The sequence below is a fragment of the Pseudomonas sp. 28 E 9 genome (assembly GCF_900004785.1).
Lineage (GTDB): Bacteria > Pseudomonadota > Gammaproteobacteria > Pseudomonadales > Pseudomonadaceae > Aquipseudomonas > Aquipseudomonas orientalis_A.
Genome location: NZ_CVTK01000041.1, coordinates 101,472 through 117,084 on the forward strand (window position 1 = coordinate 101,472; position 15,613 = coordinate 117,084).

Annotated in this window: 12 protein-coding genes; 4 read left to right on the forward strand and 8 right to left on the reverse strand. The window is 56.1% G+C overall.

Annotation, left to right across the window (positions count from 1 at the left end; all coding sequences use genetic code 11):
• Positions 1-169 precede the first annotated feature (169 nt).
• From BFQ00_RS10445 to BFQ00_RS10455, 4 genes are all read left to right on the forward strand, one after another.
• Positions 170-946 carry a hypothetical protein gene (locus tag BFQ00_RS10445; protein ID WP_065933466.1) on the forward strand — a complete coding sequence of 259 codons (777 nt, stop codon included), beginning with the start codon at positions 170-172 and terminating at the stop codon, positions 944-946.
• A gap of 285 nt (positions 947-1,231) precedes the next feature.
• Positions 1,232-2,854 carry a hypothetical protein gene (locus tag BFQ00_RS10450; RefSeq protein ID WP_065933467.1) on the forward strand — a complete coding sequence of 541 codons (1,623 nt, stop codon included), beginning with the start codon at positions 1,232-1,234 and terminating at the stop codon, positions 2,852-2,854.
• A gap of 555 nt (positions 2,855-3,409) precedes the next feature.
• A complete protein-coding gene (locus tag BFQ00_RS27955; protein WP_170827546.1) occupies positions 3,410-6,124 on the forward strand; it encodes a restriction endonuclease in 2,715 nt (904 codons plus the stop codon).
• Between the two features lie 488 nt (positions 6,125-6,612).
• A complete protein-coding gene (locus tag BFQ00_RS10455; RefSeq protein WP_065893847.1) occupies positions 6,613-6,897 on the forward strand; it encodes a hypothetical protein in 285 nt (94 codons plus the stop codon).
• Here BFQ00_RS10455 and BFQ00_RS10460 read toward each other — a convergent pair.
• The 8 genes from BFQ00_RS10460 to BFQ00_RS10495 form a co-directional block, all read right to left on the reverse strand.
• Positions 6,856-7,479 carry a LysE family translocator gene (locus tag BFQ00_RS10460; protein ID WP_065933468.1) on the reverse strand — a complete coding sequence of 208 codons (624 nt, stop codon included), beginning with the start codon at positions 7,477-7,479 and terminating at the stop codon, positions 6,856-6,858. The two genes, BFQ00_RS10455 and BFQ00_RS10460, sit on opposite strands and share 42 nt — an antisense overlap.
• 175 nt (positions 7,480-7,654) lie before the next feature.
• Complete coding sequence (locus BFQ00_RS10465) at positions 7,655-8,206, reverse strand: hypothetical protein (protein WP_065933469.1); 552 nt, start codon at positions 8,204-8,206, stop codon at positions 7,655-7,657.
• Positions 8,203-8,775 (reverse strand): RNA polymerase sigma factor, encoded by a 573-nt coding sequence (locus BFQ00_RS10470; RefSeq protein WP_065933470.1) that lies wholly within the window; start codon positions 8,773-8,775, stop codon positions 8,203-8,205. Before BFQ00_RS10470 ends, BFQ00_RS10465 begins: the two co-directional genes overlap by 4 nt.
• A 140-nt stretch (positions 8,776-8,915) precedes the next feature.
• A complete protein-coding gene (locus BFQ00_RS10475) occupies positions 8,916-10,553 on the reverse strand; it encodes a vWA domain-containing protein (RefSeq protein ID WP_065933471.1) in 1,638 nt (545 codons plus the stop codon).
• A gap of 212 nt (positions 10,554-10,765) precedes the next feature.
• A complete protein-coding gene (locus BFQ00_RS10480; protein WP_057725334.1) occupies positions 10,766-11,416 on the reverse strand; it encodes a DUF799 domain-containing protein in 651 nt (216 codons plus the stop codon).
• Positions 11,413-11,775, reverse strand: coding sequence for a DUF4810 domain-containing protein (locus BFQ00_RS10485; RefSeq protein WP_057010471.1), 363 nt, complete (start codon positions 11,773-11,775; stop codon positions 11,413-11,415). The genes BFQ00_RS10480 and BFQ00_RS10485 overlap by 4 nt, the downstream gene beginning before the upstream one ends.
• 29 nt (positions 11,776-11,804) lie before the next feature.
• Positions 11,805-12,485, reverse strand: coding sequence for a CsgG/HfaB family protein (locus BFQ00_RS10490; protein WP_065883139.1), 681 nt, complete (start codon positions 12,483-12,485; stop codon positions 11,805-11,807).
• A 445-nt stretch (positions 12,486-12,930) separates the two neighbouring features.
• Positions 12,931-15,519 (reverse strand): autotransporter family protein, encoded by a 2,589-nt coding sequence (locus BFQ00_RS10495; RefSeq protein WP_065933472.1) that lies wholly within the window; start codon positions 15,517-15,519, stop codon positions 12,931-12,933.
• Positions 15,520-15,613 lie beyond the last annotated feature (94 nt).

Below are 15,613 nucleotides of genomic sequence, written 5' to 3' on the forward strand. Positions count from 1 at the left end.
GTCGTGTGAACAAGGGGGGGTATGTGCTGTTTTTGTTGACAGAACTCGAAGCACTCGTTCCGAGTTCTTCACCCCGCCCTATCCCTACGAGCAATCAACTCTCACTGATTGCCGACTCGCACCATCAACCCTGGCCGGCGTCGGCCTGCAATCACCACCGGAGAAACCTATGAACGAGCATCACCTGTCTCTGCCCGATGAAATTCAGACGGCACTCAAAATCCACGACGAATACAAACAAACCTACTTGTCTATACGCGAGCGCTTTGAAGGCTTGAGAGCGCGAGAAGAAAAGCACCGCAAAACGGCCGGCGCGGCCGAACAGCAAGCGATGCTAGATGGAGCTACCTGGCGGAAGCTTTTCCGGGAAAGCGATGGCGTGCTGACCAAAGATATTCGCAACTTCAAGCGTCAGGAACTGGACAGCCGCGAATTGGCATTGGAGTACGCTTGCCTGGCCGGCGAACTGCAACCGGCAATGGAGTTGTGCCAGATAGATACCTATGAAGCCCGTGAGCGCTATCTGAGTAGTCGCGAGACGGCGTTTGCGCTCTATGGCGATCATTGCCTCACCACCTCTGCGACCGCTCTTTTCGCACTGCCCGAAGCAGAAGCGTTTCTTAAAGCATTACAGCGCAAAAAGCTCATCATCCAACGGGATATAGAGAAGGATGCGTTCTATCAAGAGGCGACGTTTAGCGACGAAAAAAAGGCCGTCAGCAGCGAGCAAGCACGACGCCTAGGAGAAGCCTTGTTCGGTTTTATTGATCAGGCCAGCGCTGCATTATCGATCAACGACAATGCCGTATGGCAGGCGCTTTCAATCGTTCCGCGTGATGACTTCACCACGGGCGAGAAAGAGTTAAAGAGCCCGATCTACCGAGCGCGCCGTCGTTCGGAGTTGAACTCCATGATGGAAAAACAGGCGCAAACTCAAGCGTCCTGAACGCTTTCCCACATAGCCCATAAGCCGCCTCAGGGTGGCTTTTTCACTCCTAGTAAGATGTCTTCTAGCTCAACAGAAGCGCGGTGCTTTAGAAGCACCAAAGCACCAGTCGTGCCCGACTTGCGGTACCAATATCCCCCCGAAAACCCAAGATGAGGTGTGAGGAAAGAGCTCATGGCTGCGTAATCGGTTTAGCGCTTTACGACAGCGCTACCCCTTAGGTCCCACAACTGCTTCAATCGCACCCTTGAACCTCTTCTACTATTACCAAAGTTGGATCACCCTATGAACCCAGCAGGTATCGACACAAGCGCACTACTCACCATGCTGGGCTTGATTACCGCAGTGTGGGCAGTCGTGCCAAGCACTGCCAGGCTCAGTTTTCGGTTGAGCCTGAACTGGTTCGACTGGCTGATCATCTGGGCGGCGTTGCTCACAATCCATGGGCTTTTCTTTCAGCCCATACTCACCACACTCGGATTCCCTACCTTTGGCCCCTGGTTGTGGGGCTTTGACAAAAGCGCAACCCAGTACGTTCTGTTCATGCTACTCGTTGCATTCGTCTACTGGCGTTCGCGCAGGACGAGGCTGACGCGGTGGAACCTCGGACTCTTCGATGACCTGACTACATCACTCTTACACGCCGGGAAGTTCGAGGAACTCGCCGACTTACTACATCGTCACCTCGGATCGGCGCTGGACCTGGCTTCCTTTAAGAACGTGCGAAGCCAATTGGCGAACGTCATTCGCCCACGGCGTCCCGACTTCCAACTCATATTCCAAGACGACGGTTCTATCTCGTGGGAAGATGGGGCTCCGACGAACTGGCTATTTCGGAAATGGTTTAGCGTTCGCGAGTGGCTTGCCGACCTGGTTGGGTCTTCGCAGCGCGTGCAGCGCCGTGCCGCCATCGTTGTGAAGCGGCTGCTGTCATCCCGCCGTCTGGCCGAACACCTTGCCATCGCTCGACCGTACCTCTGTATAGAAGTCATGGAGCGCGCAACACGCTTTGAGGAAGAATTCCAAGATCAGTTCTTTGACTCATTGTTGGCCAATGAATCCAGCGTCTTCTATAGCGAGCTCAAGAATAACCAAAACTATGGCGTGGGCGGACATCGTTTAGCGCTTCCTGAGGAAAACCGTTTCTTGCGTTTCTATTGTGCTGATGTTGATGTGGCCGCACGTCTCGGGGTGTACCGGTCTGTCGGCGAGGCAGTACTCGCGCGGATTGACGGGGATGAAGCTCTCGAAAAAAAGCTCAATGGCCGGCTACTAACCTTTCAAGATGTCGGAAAACACCACGACCCGGTTTATGCGGGTATCGGCTTCTTCAAAATCATGGTTTTGGAGGGCCTGCATCAGCGCGTCGCTGACCACTTGTGGCTGCACTATATGCCTCATTTCGCCAGCCGCCTGGTCGACCGCGCTCGCGAAGTTCGGCCGGAAGACGAAAACCAAGAGTTCCCAACGCCGCTGTGCTATCTGCTGTATCAAGTCGTTGACACTACTACGGTATGGGTGAGGGATGCCGAAGCTCTAACGAAGCCTGGCGAAGTGCTGCGTTCTGACAAACTCGAAGGCAATCACATCCATATTTCCTTCGAAGCCGCTGAAGCCATCGGCCATGTTATCCAGCCCATCCTGATGTCTTCACATGTGTCTAGCAGACTTAAAAACGAATTACTTAGTGTTGCGCTCACCACTCTGCGGGACCTAGAACAAATTGCGCACTTAGCGCCGCTGGCCAGGGTGATGCGGACGCACCTCATCCAACCCTATGGATTCAGGAAACAGGACGAATATCTAAGTGTTCTGAAGCAATACTTCGATGGGCAGGACCATGTGCTTCGCGCTCAGTTAGGAAGCTTTAAGGAAGAGCTCGACGTTGCTCTGGAAGCAGCGCTCTGAGAACTACTTTACGTCCAATCGAACATCACAAATGGCTCGATTGCAGCCTCTAGTAGCCGGCCGCAATCGGCCATTTGCTACCGTCCATAACCGTCTGTTTTGGGACGGTTGTAGTACTTGAGCTCCAAGCCTACGCCGCTTTCTGACGTGGTGCCCGCTGTCAGCACGAATGCAAATGATTGGTCGGGTAACGCGGCTAGGTGGTCATGTGAGAAGCAATGGTTCAACTGATCCCACTGATCAGGCAAGCTTGCACTGGGTGAATGGCGCTCCACCCGGCGCGCGCCGTTGTCCCCCCACCACACCTGCGGTCTAAATTGATCTTATTTTCTGCAGCACTGCAATCCCTGGAGACCCATTGTCCACGGCCCTTTGCAGGGGGATTCTGACTACTGCTTTCACCTGCGGATCCCTGCACGCCCCGGTTGTATTTGAGCAGCGGGACCTCACTGACCTTCTAAGAGACGCAATATTCCCTACGAAGGACAGTCCGTGGCATTCTTGACGCGGCTTGTCAAAGCTTGGGCCTCCCGAAAAAAATTCTAGGACGACATAGTGAAATACTACATTGAAGTAGCAGTGAATGACGGTACGTCCACTACCGAGCGGGGGGGGCTACTTGAGCGTTTCGCAAGAAAATTTCTGGAGTGTTTGCATCTCAGCGTTAAAGAACAGGTCAGACTCACCGCGTCAGAGGTCGATCTTTTAGCAGAGGACACACAAACCTCAGAAAAGCATTTTGTGGAATGCAAAGCGTACCGTTCAAACATAAGCTCAGAAGTTTTGCAAAAACTTCTTGGCAATGTTGTATTTAAAAATTATTCAAGCGGATGGTTAATTTCAACATTTGACTTGAGCAAAGACGCGAAAGGCTTTGAAGTTGAATGGAACCAACGTCCGGTTGAAGAAAGACGTAAACTACGAATATTCACTCCTGAAAATTTGATTCCTCGGTTAATTTCAGCGAGCACTATTTTTGACCCTAGCAAACTATCCATAGATCACGACAAATTCAAAGTCGGGAACGAAGCAACCTTATCTATTACCTCAAGGGGACAGTTTTGGGTAATCCCCCTGATTGATAAAAATACGTTAATTCCAAACTCTTCATTACTGTTCGATGCGTCTAACGGGCACACAATATCTAGCAAAGATATTTTTGACTGGTTTTCAACTACTGACTCTACAGCATGTATGCCATGTGTCTCTCAGGAAAAACCATCTGAAATCTCCGCCACATCTAAGCTCAAGCTTGAGCTCGAAAGTATAGTGCGCGTACCGGTTGCAGATCATTGGGCTGACTACCGGCCCGCCCGACCTGAAGACTACGTAGGAAGAGAAACAATACAGGCGGAGGTTTTCAATTTTTTTGATAAAGTAAGGACAGGTACAACAAATACGCGACAGATCGCTATTAAAGCTCCCTCAGGATGGGGAAAAAGCTCAAGCGTGCTCAAAATTGCGGCTAAAGCTTCTAACCAACGTAATAAAAACAAATACTTTGTTTTTACAGCAGACTCACGAGCAGCTACCACCAAGCGATTCCCGGAGCTAGCTGTAATTTCAGCTGTAAAAGAAGCTCTAAAATCAGGTTTTTTAAGCTCTGAAGAGGAGACTACTTTTGGTAGCACGGCTAACCTGTTTACCACTCAACAGATGGAAGACATAGCACAACAACTTCGCAGTGAATCAAAGCTTATATGCGTATTCTTTGATCAGTTTGAGGAACTGCTCTACAAAGCTGACCTTGTAGAAATTTTTGATGAGGTGAGAAGACTCTGCTCTGCTCTTGAAGAGGCACAAATTAACATTGTTATCGGTTTCTCATGGAAAACAGATGGCGTAATCCCGACGGAGCACAATGCCTACCATATGTGGCATTCATTAGCAGACCGCCGTTTCGAAATTGAGCTTCCGCCATTTACAGAGCGAGAGGTATCTCTAGCGATAAACCGTTTTGGCACTGAGCTAGGCCAGCCAGTCATACCTCAACTCCGCAGGCTATTACACGATCACTGTCAAGGTTTTCCTTGGCTATTAAAAAAATTGTGTGTTCACATACTGCAAGCCGCAAAAGGTGGCGTCGAGCAAATCGACACACTAAACCGGTCCATAAATATTAGTACTTTATTTAAGCGTGACCTGGAGGGACTTAACTCACAGGAGATCGGGTGCATTAGACAAATAGCTGCACAATCGCCCGCGGAATTTTTCAAGATAGCTCAAAATTTTGGTGATAACGTAATTTCAAGACTAGTAGATAGACGACTTGTAATTCGAAGCGGTACAAAGCTCACATTGTATTGGGACATATTTAGAGATTATATTCTAACCGATAAAATTCCTTACATACCTGTAACCTACATACCGCAAATTGATTTTAGTCGCTATGTCAGAGCGCTGAAATCTCTGTTATCCACTGGAAAAATTAGCTATAAAGACTTAGGGTCTAAAATGAACCTAAGTGATGGTGCAACGGATAATATCGTAAGGGACATGGTAAACATTGGGCACGTCGAAGCAAATCGAAAAGAAGCTAAGATCATGCCTAGCTTTACTTCAGAGTCCGAAGCAATTGCACTAATAATTGAGTTCTGGCGATCACATGAAGTATTTCGAAGGCTTCAAGCCTCACGAACAGAAACACTTGCTTTTACAGAAGAGGAATTTCTGGAAATATTCCGAGAAACTAACAGACGTAGTGGGCTAGGTTCCAGCACTCTCAGAACTTATGGAAATAGAGTACTTAGATGGCTCTCTGGGGTAGGGATGATCTCGCCAAAAGGTCAGAGCTACGTTATTAACACAGACGAGATAGGCTTTTTATCTTCACTGGAAGATATAATAATTCCAAGAGGTTCAAAAGGCTCTCTATTTGTCGGCTCTGCACCACCAAAAAAAATATGCGAGGCCATAACAGATATAATCACCAAATCGTTTACCAAAGAAGACTTAGTCACTAAATACAACGTCAATACATACTCATGCCTACAGCAGCTGAAGATATTCGATAAACACCTAACGCCAATAATGCCAGTTCCAACTAATGACATTCCAAAATTTTTGGCTGGTATCGCTTCCAACACTTCGAGCTTATTGAAAGCCAAAGATATTTTAAGAAACAACCCTGAGATTAAAGGGCTCGAATTAGGCCATGAGCTCGGTCTAGGCTTAGAAACTGAGTGGACACACCATACGAAGAAACGCAATGGAAACGCGATTAAAGTCTGGGCCCGTTGGACGCATCAGATTCTGCGCGTAGATGACTAGCCCAGCTGATTGCTCGCTTAAAATAATGTCGTAACCATGCTCGGATACACCGCCATGTATCCCAGCATGTATCCCTTAAACCATTCCATATACTTTAACCGTTTAAAATCAGTTAGTTATAAAGCGAGATAGAAGCCCGCCGGGGCACCAGATATGAAATGAAAAAGCCCCAGGTCGAGAGACCTGGGGCTTTTTTGTTCTTCAGCTTTTGATCGTTTCCTCGCTCCGCGTGGGAATGCATCCGGTGACGATCCGCGTCACCTTGCACAAGTGCCGGACTTTTCGTTGACAGCAGGACGCGGAGCGTCCCGGGCGGCATTCCCACGCGGAGCGTGGGAACGATCAAAATCCTTTCAATTTCAACGATTGAAATTTCAGTAACTTCCAATGCCTCCCACTAACTCGATCCCGTGGGTTTCATGCCCCGTATGCTCAGTATATCGTCAGGGTCCCTAGCACCTTTTTCTGCAACCCACCCGAGATCTCAGATGAGTAACCTCCAGAACCTAATCGTAAATGCCCGATCCGGCTTAGCTCTCGACGACAAAATCTCTGATGACCGTTGGCAGGCAATCGCTAAGCAATGCGGTGCCGCTGAGATCGAAGAAATCGAACAGCGTATCGTCAGCTTACGAGCCGAGTTAGAAACGGTTGAGGAATGGGACGGAGATACCCAAGATGACATCCACCTAGCAATTAATACCTTCACCCAATTACTGAAGGCCGCGAAATCATCGACTGGCTATCAGCACAGGAATGGCGTTGTTCAGTGAAAACGCCACCAGGAACACGGCCAGCCCTACGTCGATCTGCCGGGTGTATTTGAGAAACAGTGCCTTGATCGGGCCCTGGCCGAACAGCAGCGCCACCACGGAGTACCAGATCACTTCCAGGGTCGAGCACAGCAGCACTACCAGGACTTTGTCGATGTCCGAGCGCGGCACGGATAGAAAGCCGGCGTAGATGCTGATCATGAAGGCGATGGTTTTCATGTTGCTGATATTGGTGATGACGCCCACGCGGTAGGCCTTGGCGAAACTGGTCACGCCCGGGGCGGTGCTTTCGGCGGTGCCGGTGTTCTTGGCCAGTACGCTTTTGATGATGCTGTAGGCGATGTACAGCAGGTAGGCCGAACCGCATAACGTGGCGACTTTGGAAAACGCCGGGTACTGGTGCAACAAGGCCGCCAGGCCGAGCAGGGAAAGGGTCGAGAAAAACACGCCCACCGTGCAGATGCCCAGCGTCGCGCCGATCCCGGTGGTCACCGAGCCCAGCGAGGCGGAGCGGCTGACAATTATGAAGTTGGGGCCCGGGCTTATCACCGCCAGGATGTAGATCAATGCTGCTGTGAACATGGAAACTCCTTGTATGAAGCAGCAGCTCTCCAGGCAAGCCAGCAGGGACAATGATGTCTTTTCGGCGATTAACTTAGCAGTAATTACACGACCCGCTACTGACTATAAATTCATATGCTTATGACCCCTTTCACCCAGACTGGCGATGGTATCGCGCGATGCCATCGCCACGGGATCACTGAGGCTGCAATGCCTTGAGGCGCTCCTCAAGATTTTGCGCAGGGAAACGTTTTTGCAATTCGGCCAGTTTTGCCGCCGCCGCTGCATCATCGCCTGCCGCGCGCAGGCGCAACACTTCCTGCAAGCCCTGCTCCAGCGGGTCAGGCACTGCGCGCTTGGCCAGCTTGCCTTGGGGCAAGGCGTCACTGTTCATTTCGGCGCTGAACGACTCGGCACGCGGCGGTGCGCTCATGGGCGCAGGCGCGGAAAACGTGGCCGGGGCGGCGAGGCGGGTGTTTTGCACCGGGGCAAGCTCGGGGGTGCGCGTCATCACGCCCGCCAGCAACGCCACACCGGCCACGCTGGCGAATGCCATCTGCCAACGCGGTTGCTGGCACAGACGCAGCCAGCGTTGCCACAGGCTGGGCTTGGGGGCAGGCGCTTCGCGGCGGGCGGCGTTGAGAATGAATGTGTCCAGGAATGCGGGCGGTTCGCCGGCGCTGTTCTGGCGATAGTGCTGGATCAGCGCTTCGTCGCGCGGATCGTTCGGGTCTCGGGCGTCAGTCATACAGTTACCTCGTCGGCCAGCAGGCGCCGCAATTTCTGCAGGGCGTAGCGCAAGCGGCTTTTAACGGTTTCCAGCGGGGCACCGGTGAGGGTGGCGATTTGCGGGACTTCGAGGTCGCCGTGCAGGCGCAGCAGGAAGACTTCGCGCTGGTCTTCGGGCAAGGCTTGCACGGCGGCGTCGAGGCGCGCTTGGTCGCGGTTCAGGCTCAGTTGCTGTTCGGGGCCGGCGCTGTCGTCGGGCTGGGCGTGCAGTTGTTCATCGTAGCTGTCGTGCAAGGGGTTGTGGATGCCGTGCTTGCGCCAGTGGTCGATCAGGCGGTTGCGGGCGATCTGGAACAACCAGGTGCGAAAACTCGCCCGGCCTTGTGGCTGGGTGGTGCTGCGGATCAGGCTGAGCCAGGTGTCCTGGTAGATTTCTTCGGCCAGTTCGGGTTTGTTGCACAGGGATACGAGGAAGCGGTACAGGCCCTGGCGGTGCCGGGCGTACAAGGCTTCGAACGCAGCAGCGTCGCCGGTGCGGTAGCGGGCCAGCAGCGATTCGTCGCTGGGGGGATCGTCTGGAACGGCCATGTAGTGGGCAGACTCCTTTTTGTCAGATCGAAGCAGATCCAAGTGTGGGAGGGGGCTTGCTCCCGATGGCGGTGGGTCAGTATCGAACATGCTGGCTGACACACCGCTATCGGGGGCAAGCCCCCTCCCACATTTGATCTTCATTGTGCTCGGGATAAGGGTTTTAGGCTTTGGGCCAGTTCTACCAGTTGCACGAATTCGTTGCGCAGGCCGAACGGGTCGTCGCCTCGGGCCGAGCGGGCCAGGGCGGCGGTGTCCTGCAAGCTCATGTTGCCAGTGTAGCGGCCATCGCCCTTGAGCTGTTGGGCGAAGGCGGCCACGGCGGCACTGAAACGCAGGTCGTCGCTGGGCTTGGTGGATGTTTTGTCGACGGCCCGTTCGATCAACTGGCTGTCACCGCCCGCAGCCGGTTTGTAGCGTACGCGCACCGTCGCCAGTTCGGCCGAGGTGTTTTCAGCCGCAGGCGCTCTGGCATAGCGCAACGGCTCCAGCCAGCCCTTCTCGCCCTTCGGCACGATTTCATACAACGCGGTCACCGTGTGCCCTGCGCCAATTTCGCCGGCATCGACTTTGTCGTTGTTGAAATCCTCACGCTTCAGGGCGCGGTTTTCATAGCCGAGCAGGCGGTATTCGCTGACCTGTGCCGGGTTGAATTCCACCTGCAATTTCACATCCCGCGCCACCACCGCCAGGGTCGAGCTGAGCTGGTCCACCAGCACCTTGCGCGCCTCACGTAAATTGTCGATGTAGGCGTAGTTGCCGTCACCGGCGTCAGCCAGTTGTTCCATCAGGTGTTCGTTGTAGTTGTCCACGCCAAAGCCAAGGGTGGTCAGGGATACACCGCTTTTGCGCTGGTCCGCCGCCATGTGCTTGAGGCTGTCGAAGTCGCTGATGCCCACGTTGAAGTCACCGTCGGTGGCCAGCAGGATGCGGTTGATGCCTTGGTCGATAAAGCCTTCGCGGGCCATCTGGTAGGCCAGTTCGATACCGGACGCGCCAGCGGTGGCGCCACCGGCGCTGAGTTGGTCGATGGCGTTGCGGATCGTGGTTTTGTCACGCCCGGAGGTGGGCTTGAGCACCACGCGGGATTCACCGGCGTATGCCACCAGTGACACGCGGTCCTGATCACGCAGTTGATCCACCAATAATTTCAGCGTGCTTTTGACCAGCGGCAGACCTTCGCGACGGTCCATGGAGCCGGACACATCCACCAGAAATACCAGGTTGGCCGGGGCCAGTTCTGTCACGGTTTTGTCGGACGCCTTGATGCCGATGCGCAAGAGTTTCGTACGTGGGTTCCACGGCGTGGCGGCGACTTCAGTGGTGACGCCAAAGGGTGAGCCGTCGGTAGGCGGCGCGTAGTCGTAAGGGAAGTAGTTGACCATTTCCTCCAATCGCACCGCGCCTTCGGGCGGCAGACGACCCTGGTTGAGGAAGCGTCGTACGTTGGTATAGCTGCCGGTGTCGACATCCACGCTGAAGGTGGAGACCGGTGCTTCGGCGACGCGATGCACCGGGTTGTCGGGCAGGTTGGCGTATTGCTCGCGCGGTTCGCTGCGCTCATCCCGGGTCGCCATCTCCCGCATCATCATCGGCGCCGGCATGGCCATGCGTTTGACCAACGCGCCCTGGGCCGGGGCGCTTTGAAGCGCTGCGACGGGTTCCGCCGGTTTTGCCAGGTCGGGGGACGACGACAGCCCGCACCCGGCCAGCGCCACCATCAGGGTAACGGTGAAGCCTTGGGCAGCAGGACGCAGGGAGAGCAGAGCGTGGGACATGGGCTGGGCCTCGTGAATGAATGAGCCGTTCACAAGGTCAGACGCGAGGTGCGCAAGGTTCGGGTTAAACCCCAATTGACCTGACAGCAAAAAAACAATGTGGGAGGGGGCTTGCCCCCGATAGCGGTGGGTCAGCCACTGCAGTAGTGACTGATGTACCGTCATCGGGGGCAAGCCCCCTCCCACAGTTGATCTTCAGTGTTTGAAGAACGTCAGTCCGTGCCGTATTTCGGGTTACGCGGGCCGTACAGGATGCCGGTGCGTTGACCTGCCGACAGCAGGCGCGCACTGGTGATACCGGCAATCGGGTGCGCGGCATCGGTGGAGCTGTTGATCACCTGCTTGACCGCCGCCGTGATCAGCATGCCCACCAGGCCGCCACCGTTGTTGTTGCCTTCCTCGCTGGACGCCCGCGCCGCGCCGGTCCACAGGGTGGTGCCGGTGCGCAGGTCCACCAGCTTGGCCGAGGCCGTCACTGAGGTGTCGCTGGAGATCAGCATGTACTTGGTGCCGTATTCACTGACGGTGATGTACAACGCCGCGTCGGCACCAAAGATGTCATGCAGCTTGGTCGGCGGCACACCCTGGATGTCGTTGGCGGTGGTCAGGCCGTTCTGGCGGAAGGTTTCGTCCACCAGGGCAATCGGCAACACGTAGTAGCCGGCTTCGGCCAGCGGGTAGGTGACTTGCGACACCAGGCTGTAGGACGCCTGCACTTCCGGCGATTCATTGATCGGCGGCAGTACCAGGATCGACTTGGGCCGAGCCTGTTTGTACGCCGAATAATCAACCGTCTTGGGCGCCGCGCAACCGCCGAGCAACGCCAGGGCCAGCAGGGCGCCGGTGAGTTTTAACAGGCTCATTTGGTGGCGACTCCGGTCTTGGCGTTTTTCAGCAGAAAGTCCATGTATGCAGCGGACTCGGGGAACAGGGCTTTCTCGGTGCGAAACTCCTGCACCATCTGATCATCCTTGCCCATGTTCATGTACAGCATGCCCAGGTGCGCGTGGTAACCCGGCGGCGCCTTGCGGCCACTGGCGTTGATCTTCTGCAGATCGCGCTCCAGCGCTTCCACCTGCGCTTCCTTGGGCTCGCCCTTGAAGTATTCGTAAACCTGCGGCTGGTAGCTCTCCCATTGATACAGGGGCTGGGGCGCCGTCTGGCACCCGGCTACCGTCGCGATTGCTGTCAGCATCAGCGCCAACTTCACTGCCTTGCTCATCCGTGTACTGCTCCTTGTGGTGTGGCTGATCAGTTACGCGGGTTCCAGGCGCCGGCGTTGATGCCGTCGACCAGGCGGTTGATCGCTTCGCGCATGGCCAGGTCGAGCACCTTGCCATTGAGGGTGGAGTCGTAGCTGGCGGTGCCGCCGAAGCCGACCACTTCACGGTTGGACAGCGCGTACTCACCGGCGCCCTGGGTGGAATACACCACTTCGGAGGTGTTGATGTTGACGATGTTCAACGCGACTTTGGCGTAGGCCACTTGGGTCTTGCCACGGCCGAGGATGCCGAACAGCTGGCGGTCGCCGGTTTCCTTGCGGCCGAACTCGGTCACATCGCCGGTCACCACGTAGTCAGCGCCCTTGAGCTTCTGCACGGTGCCTTTGATCTTGGCTTCCTGGGAGGTTTCGCCCATGTTGTCGCGGTCCAGTACGCTGAAGCGGTTGGTCTGCTGCAAGTGGGTGATCAGGATGGTCTTGGCCTGGCCGCCGAGACGGTCAACGCCATCGGAGAAGATGCCGCGCATGTAGCTGGAGCGGTTATCGAACTTGCCCACGGCAATCGGCACACGCACGCCGGAATAGGCGACGTGGGCGCTGGCGACTTGCTCCACCGGCATCGCGCGGTTGCTCTCGGTGGCGCAACCGGCCACGGTCAACAGCGCCGCGGCGGTGAGGCCCGACAGCAGAATTTTGGAGAGTGTCTTCACAGGGTGCTCCTTGGGTGAGGAAATCAGCGTTGCTGGGTTTTCCAAGGAGAGAGGCAGCCTGGACACTATGCTGGCCTGAATTCTTCCCTGAAAGACTGTGATGCAACGGCTGCGGCATTTTACGGGGTTAAGAGTGGTTCTCAAGGTGTTTCGGCCAGAGTAGTGAAATCCAACACAAACCTTTGGAACATGGAGATCCAATGTGGTCAGTCAACCCATCACTGACTGGTCTACCGCTATCGGGGGCAAGCCCCCTCCCACATTTGGTTTGCGTGAATCCGGGGCAGCTTGCGCTGTCTCAACCTGCTTACGTAGAGCGTGATGCCTCTGATATCAGTGTGGGAGGGGGCTTGCCCCCGATGGCGGTGAGTCAGCCAACACATCATTGACTGACCCACCGCTATCGGGAGCAAGCCCCCTCCCACACTTTGTTTTGCGGTGTGGCTTAGAAGGCGTAGCGGGCCTTGAGCATTACGCCGTCCGCATCGAAACCGCTACGCGCCTGGCGGGTGTAGCTGGCGCCGACGGTGAAGTCCGACACCTTGTAATTCACACCTACACTGGCCTCATAGCTGTCACGCGCCACCGATGCGCCGGTCACGGTAAACGCCGAACCACCGGCCACGAAGCTGGAGGTTTGCGCCACGCGATCGCCCATCAGGTCGTGGTAGGCCATCAAGATCGCTTCCGGTTGCAGGCTGCCCGCGCCCATCGGCAGGTTGCCCGCCAAACGCACACCGGCACCCAGTTCGCCCACTTCATAACGTTGCGAAGACGTGCTCAAGGCCGCCGACGAACCTTTCTCGGTGTAGCCATCCATGCGCACGTTGGCATAGCGCGCAGCCACACGCGGCTCGATCACCACCGCCTGGGACGGCTTGAAGCTGTAGCCGCCAATCACGCTGGCCGATAACACATTGCTGTCGTAACTGCCCTTGGCCGTGGTGCCCGCGACGTGGCGCTTGCTGTCATTGTCGTTATGGCCGTAGCTGAGGCTGCCATCCACAAACCAGTTTTGCAGCGCCCAGTTGCCGTACAGCGACAGCGCGTGACCTTCGACGTCGGTCTTGTTGCCCAGGTCCGAATGGATGTTGGAGTTGAGGTAGCTGTAGGCAACGCCCAAAGTGGTGGTGTCGTTCACACGACCGTCCACACCCACCGCCATGCCGCTGCTGTTGGCCGAGTAACCGTTGTTGCCGCCGCGGCCGTCCTGGTCCATGTTGCTGCTCAGGCCCTGCACCCACACGCCGCCGACCTGGTGACTTTCACGCTGGTCGGTGAGGCGATTGAAGATCGCGCCGTTGACCACGGTTTGCCCCGACAGCGCCACGTCGAGGGCGCCACGGTTGACGTCCGGCGTGAGTTGATCGGCGAGCTGCGCCAGTTGCTGCGCAGTCCCGGCGTTGGCCAGGCTCTGGAACACCGGATCGTTCTGGTTGAGCCCGCCGAGCACATCGTTTTTCAGCACATTGACGGCGGTCGCGGCCGACGCACCCGCGCTGACACCCGCCAGTTCCTGTTGTACCTGCTGGTCGCTTTTCACCGCCACCACGGCCTTGACCGTCTGCGCATCGGCTGAGTAGCTGAGCACGTCGAGCAACGACGAAGCGCTGGCGACCGCTACGCCGTTGTTCTGCACGTTGGTGGCTTGCAGCAAGGTGTATTGCGTGCCGGCTTTAGGCGCCGCGAAGTCGCCCGGGTTGGCGCTGACCGTCAGCTTGGAAGCTTGAGCCAGATTGGCCGTGCCGTTGACGGTGAGGTACGGCGTGGTCGGCACCACGCTGTCGGCCAGGTGCATATCAATGCCCGCACCGCTGGCCACATTGAGGTCGCCGGTGATAGCAGTGCCGGGCGCCGAGAGGTTCAGCGAACCCGAATTGACCGACACCGGCGCGATGATACGGCTACCGCTGAAACCCGCCTGACCGCCGATGTTGACGGCGCTGAGGTTGAGCAGGTCTCCGGTGATTTTGCCGCCGGTCCAGTTCAGGCTGGCGAGGTTGTTGGCGTCGACGGCGATGCCGCTGTTGCTGCGGATTTCGCCGGCTTGCTGGTTGATTTCAAACGCTGCGACCTGCCTGGCCGCATCCACCTGGATCGCCGTGCCGTCCGCCGCGATGAGCCCACGGTTGACGATACCGCGTGCGCCCGTGGCACTGTTCTGCGCAAAGCTGGCGCCGGACAGATCGAAGGCATTAGCCGACGCGCCCTTGGCTTCAATGGTGCCGGTGTTGAGAATGTAATCGACGGTGCCGGAGTAAAAAAACAACCCCTTCGCCTCGTTGCCATTGGCGGAAATCAGGCCGCTGTTTTCAATACGCAAGGGGTTGGTGTCGGTTTCCACTTCCATGCCCCAGGCGCCTTCACCGGTGGCGATAATCGAACCCGAGTTCAACAGCTTGCCGCCGATGGTGGTCGGCGTGTCGCCGCTGACGTCAAGGATCAAGCCAATCGCATCCGGACCGGCCATGTCGATCACACCGGTGTTGGAAACGTCGCCCGCAATGGTGGTGCCGTGCAGGTAAATGCCTTCGCCACCGCCCAGGTAGCCGGGAAAAGGCTCGGCGCTCACCGGCGGCGTGGAACGGATGGTGCCGGAGTTGATAACGCTGCCGCCAATGGTGGTGGCACCGATTTCAAGCCCTTCGTAGGCGCCATGGTTCATCAGGATATTGCCCGCCTGAACCACATCCCCGGTGATGGTGCCGGGTGTCAGATTGGAAGGGCCAGACCAGAACATCGGGTCGATGGCGATCGCACGAATGGTTTTGCCCTGTGAGTCCAGCGTGATGTCTGCGCGGTTGATCAGCGAGCCTTGAATGTTGGTGTTCACAAAGCCGAGACCGGCGGGATCAGTGGTGCTGGAATCGACCACCCGGGAAAACTTGCCGTTAATGGTGACCGGCTCGTTGAACGTCTCATTGGCCCAAATATTCTTGCCCTGACCCAGGTCGAACTCGACTGCCAGCACCTGCGTGCTGATTGCGCCGACCACGATTGCCAACAGACTTTTCTGGAACTGCTTGCGCTTCATTTCAAACTCCATGAACTACAGTCAAAGCCGCCAATAGCCCGGCAGCAGTAGGTGTGCTGTACGAAAGGATCAATCGATCCGAATGAGGCTCTCC

Coding starts and splice junctions, on each gene's coding strand:
- BFQ00_RS10445 (WP_065933466.1), top strand. CDS start 170: ATGAACGAGCATCACCTGTCTCTGCCCGATGAAATTCAGACGGCACTC.
- BFQ00_RS10455 (WP_065893847.1), top strand. CDS start 6,613: ATGAGTAACCTCCAGAACCTAATCGTAAATGCCCGATCCGGCTTAGCT.
- BFQ00_RS10450 (WP_065933467.1), top strand. CDS start 1,232: ATGAACCCAGCAGGTATCGACACAAGCGCACTACTCACCATGCTGGGC.
- BFQ00_RS10470 (WP_065933470.1), bottom strand. CDS start 8,775: ATGGCCGTTCCAGACGATCCCCCCAGCGACGAATCGCTGCTGGCCCGC.
- BFQ00_RS10475 (WP_065933471.1), bottom strand. CDS start 10,553: ATGTCCCACGCTCTGCTCTCCCTGCGTCCTGCTGCCCAAGGCTTCACC.
- BFQ00_RS10485 (WP_057010471.1), bottom strand. CDS start 11,775: ATGAGCAAGGCAGTGAAGTTGGCGCTGATGCTGACAGCAATCGCGACG.
- BFQ00_RS10460 (WP_065933468.1), bottom strand. CDS start 7,479: ATGTTCACAGCAGCATTGATCTACATCCTGGCGGTGATAAGCCCGGGC.
- BFQ00_RS10495 (WP_065933472.1), bottom strand. CDS start 15,519: ATGAAGCGCAAGCAGTTCCAGAAAAGTCTGTTGGCAATCGTGGTCGGC.
- BFQ00_RS10465 (WP_065933469.1), bottom strand. CDS start 8,206: ATGACTGACGCCCGAGACCCGAACGATCCGCGCGACGAAGCGCTGATC.
- BFQ00_RS10480 (WP_057725334.1), bottom strand. CDS start 11,416: ATGAGCCTGTTAAAACTCACCGGCGCCCTGCTGGCCCTGGCGTTGCTC.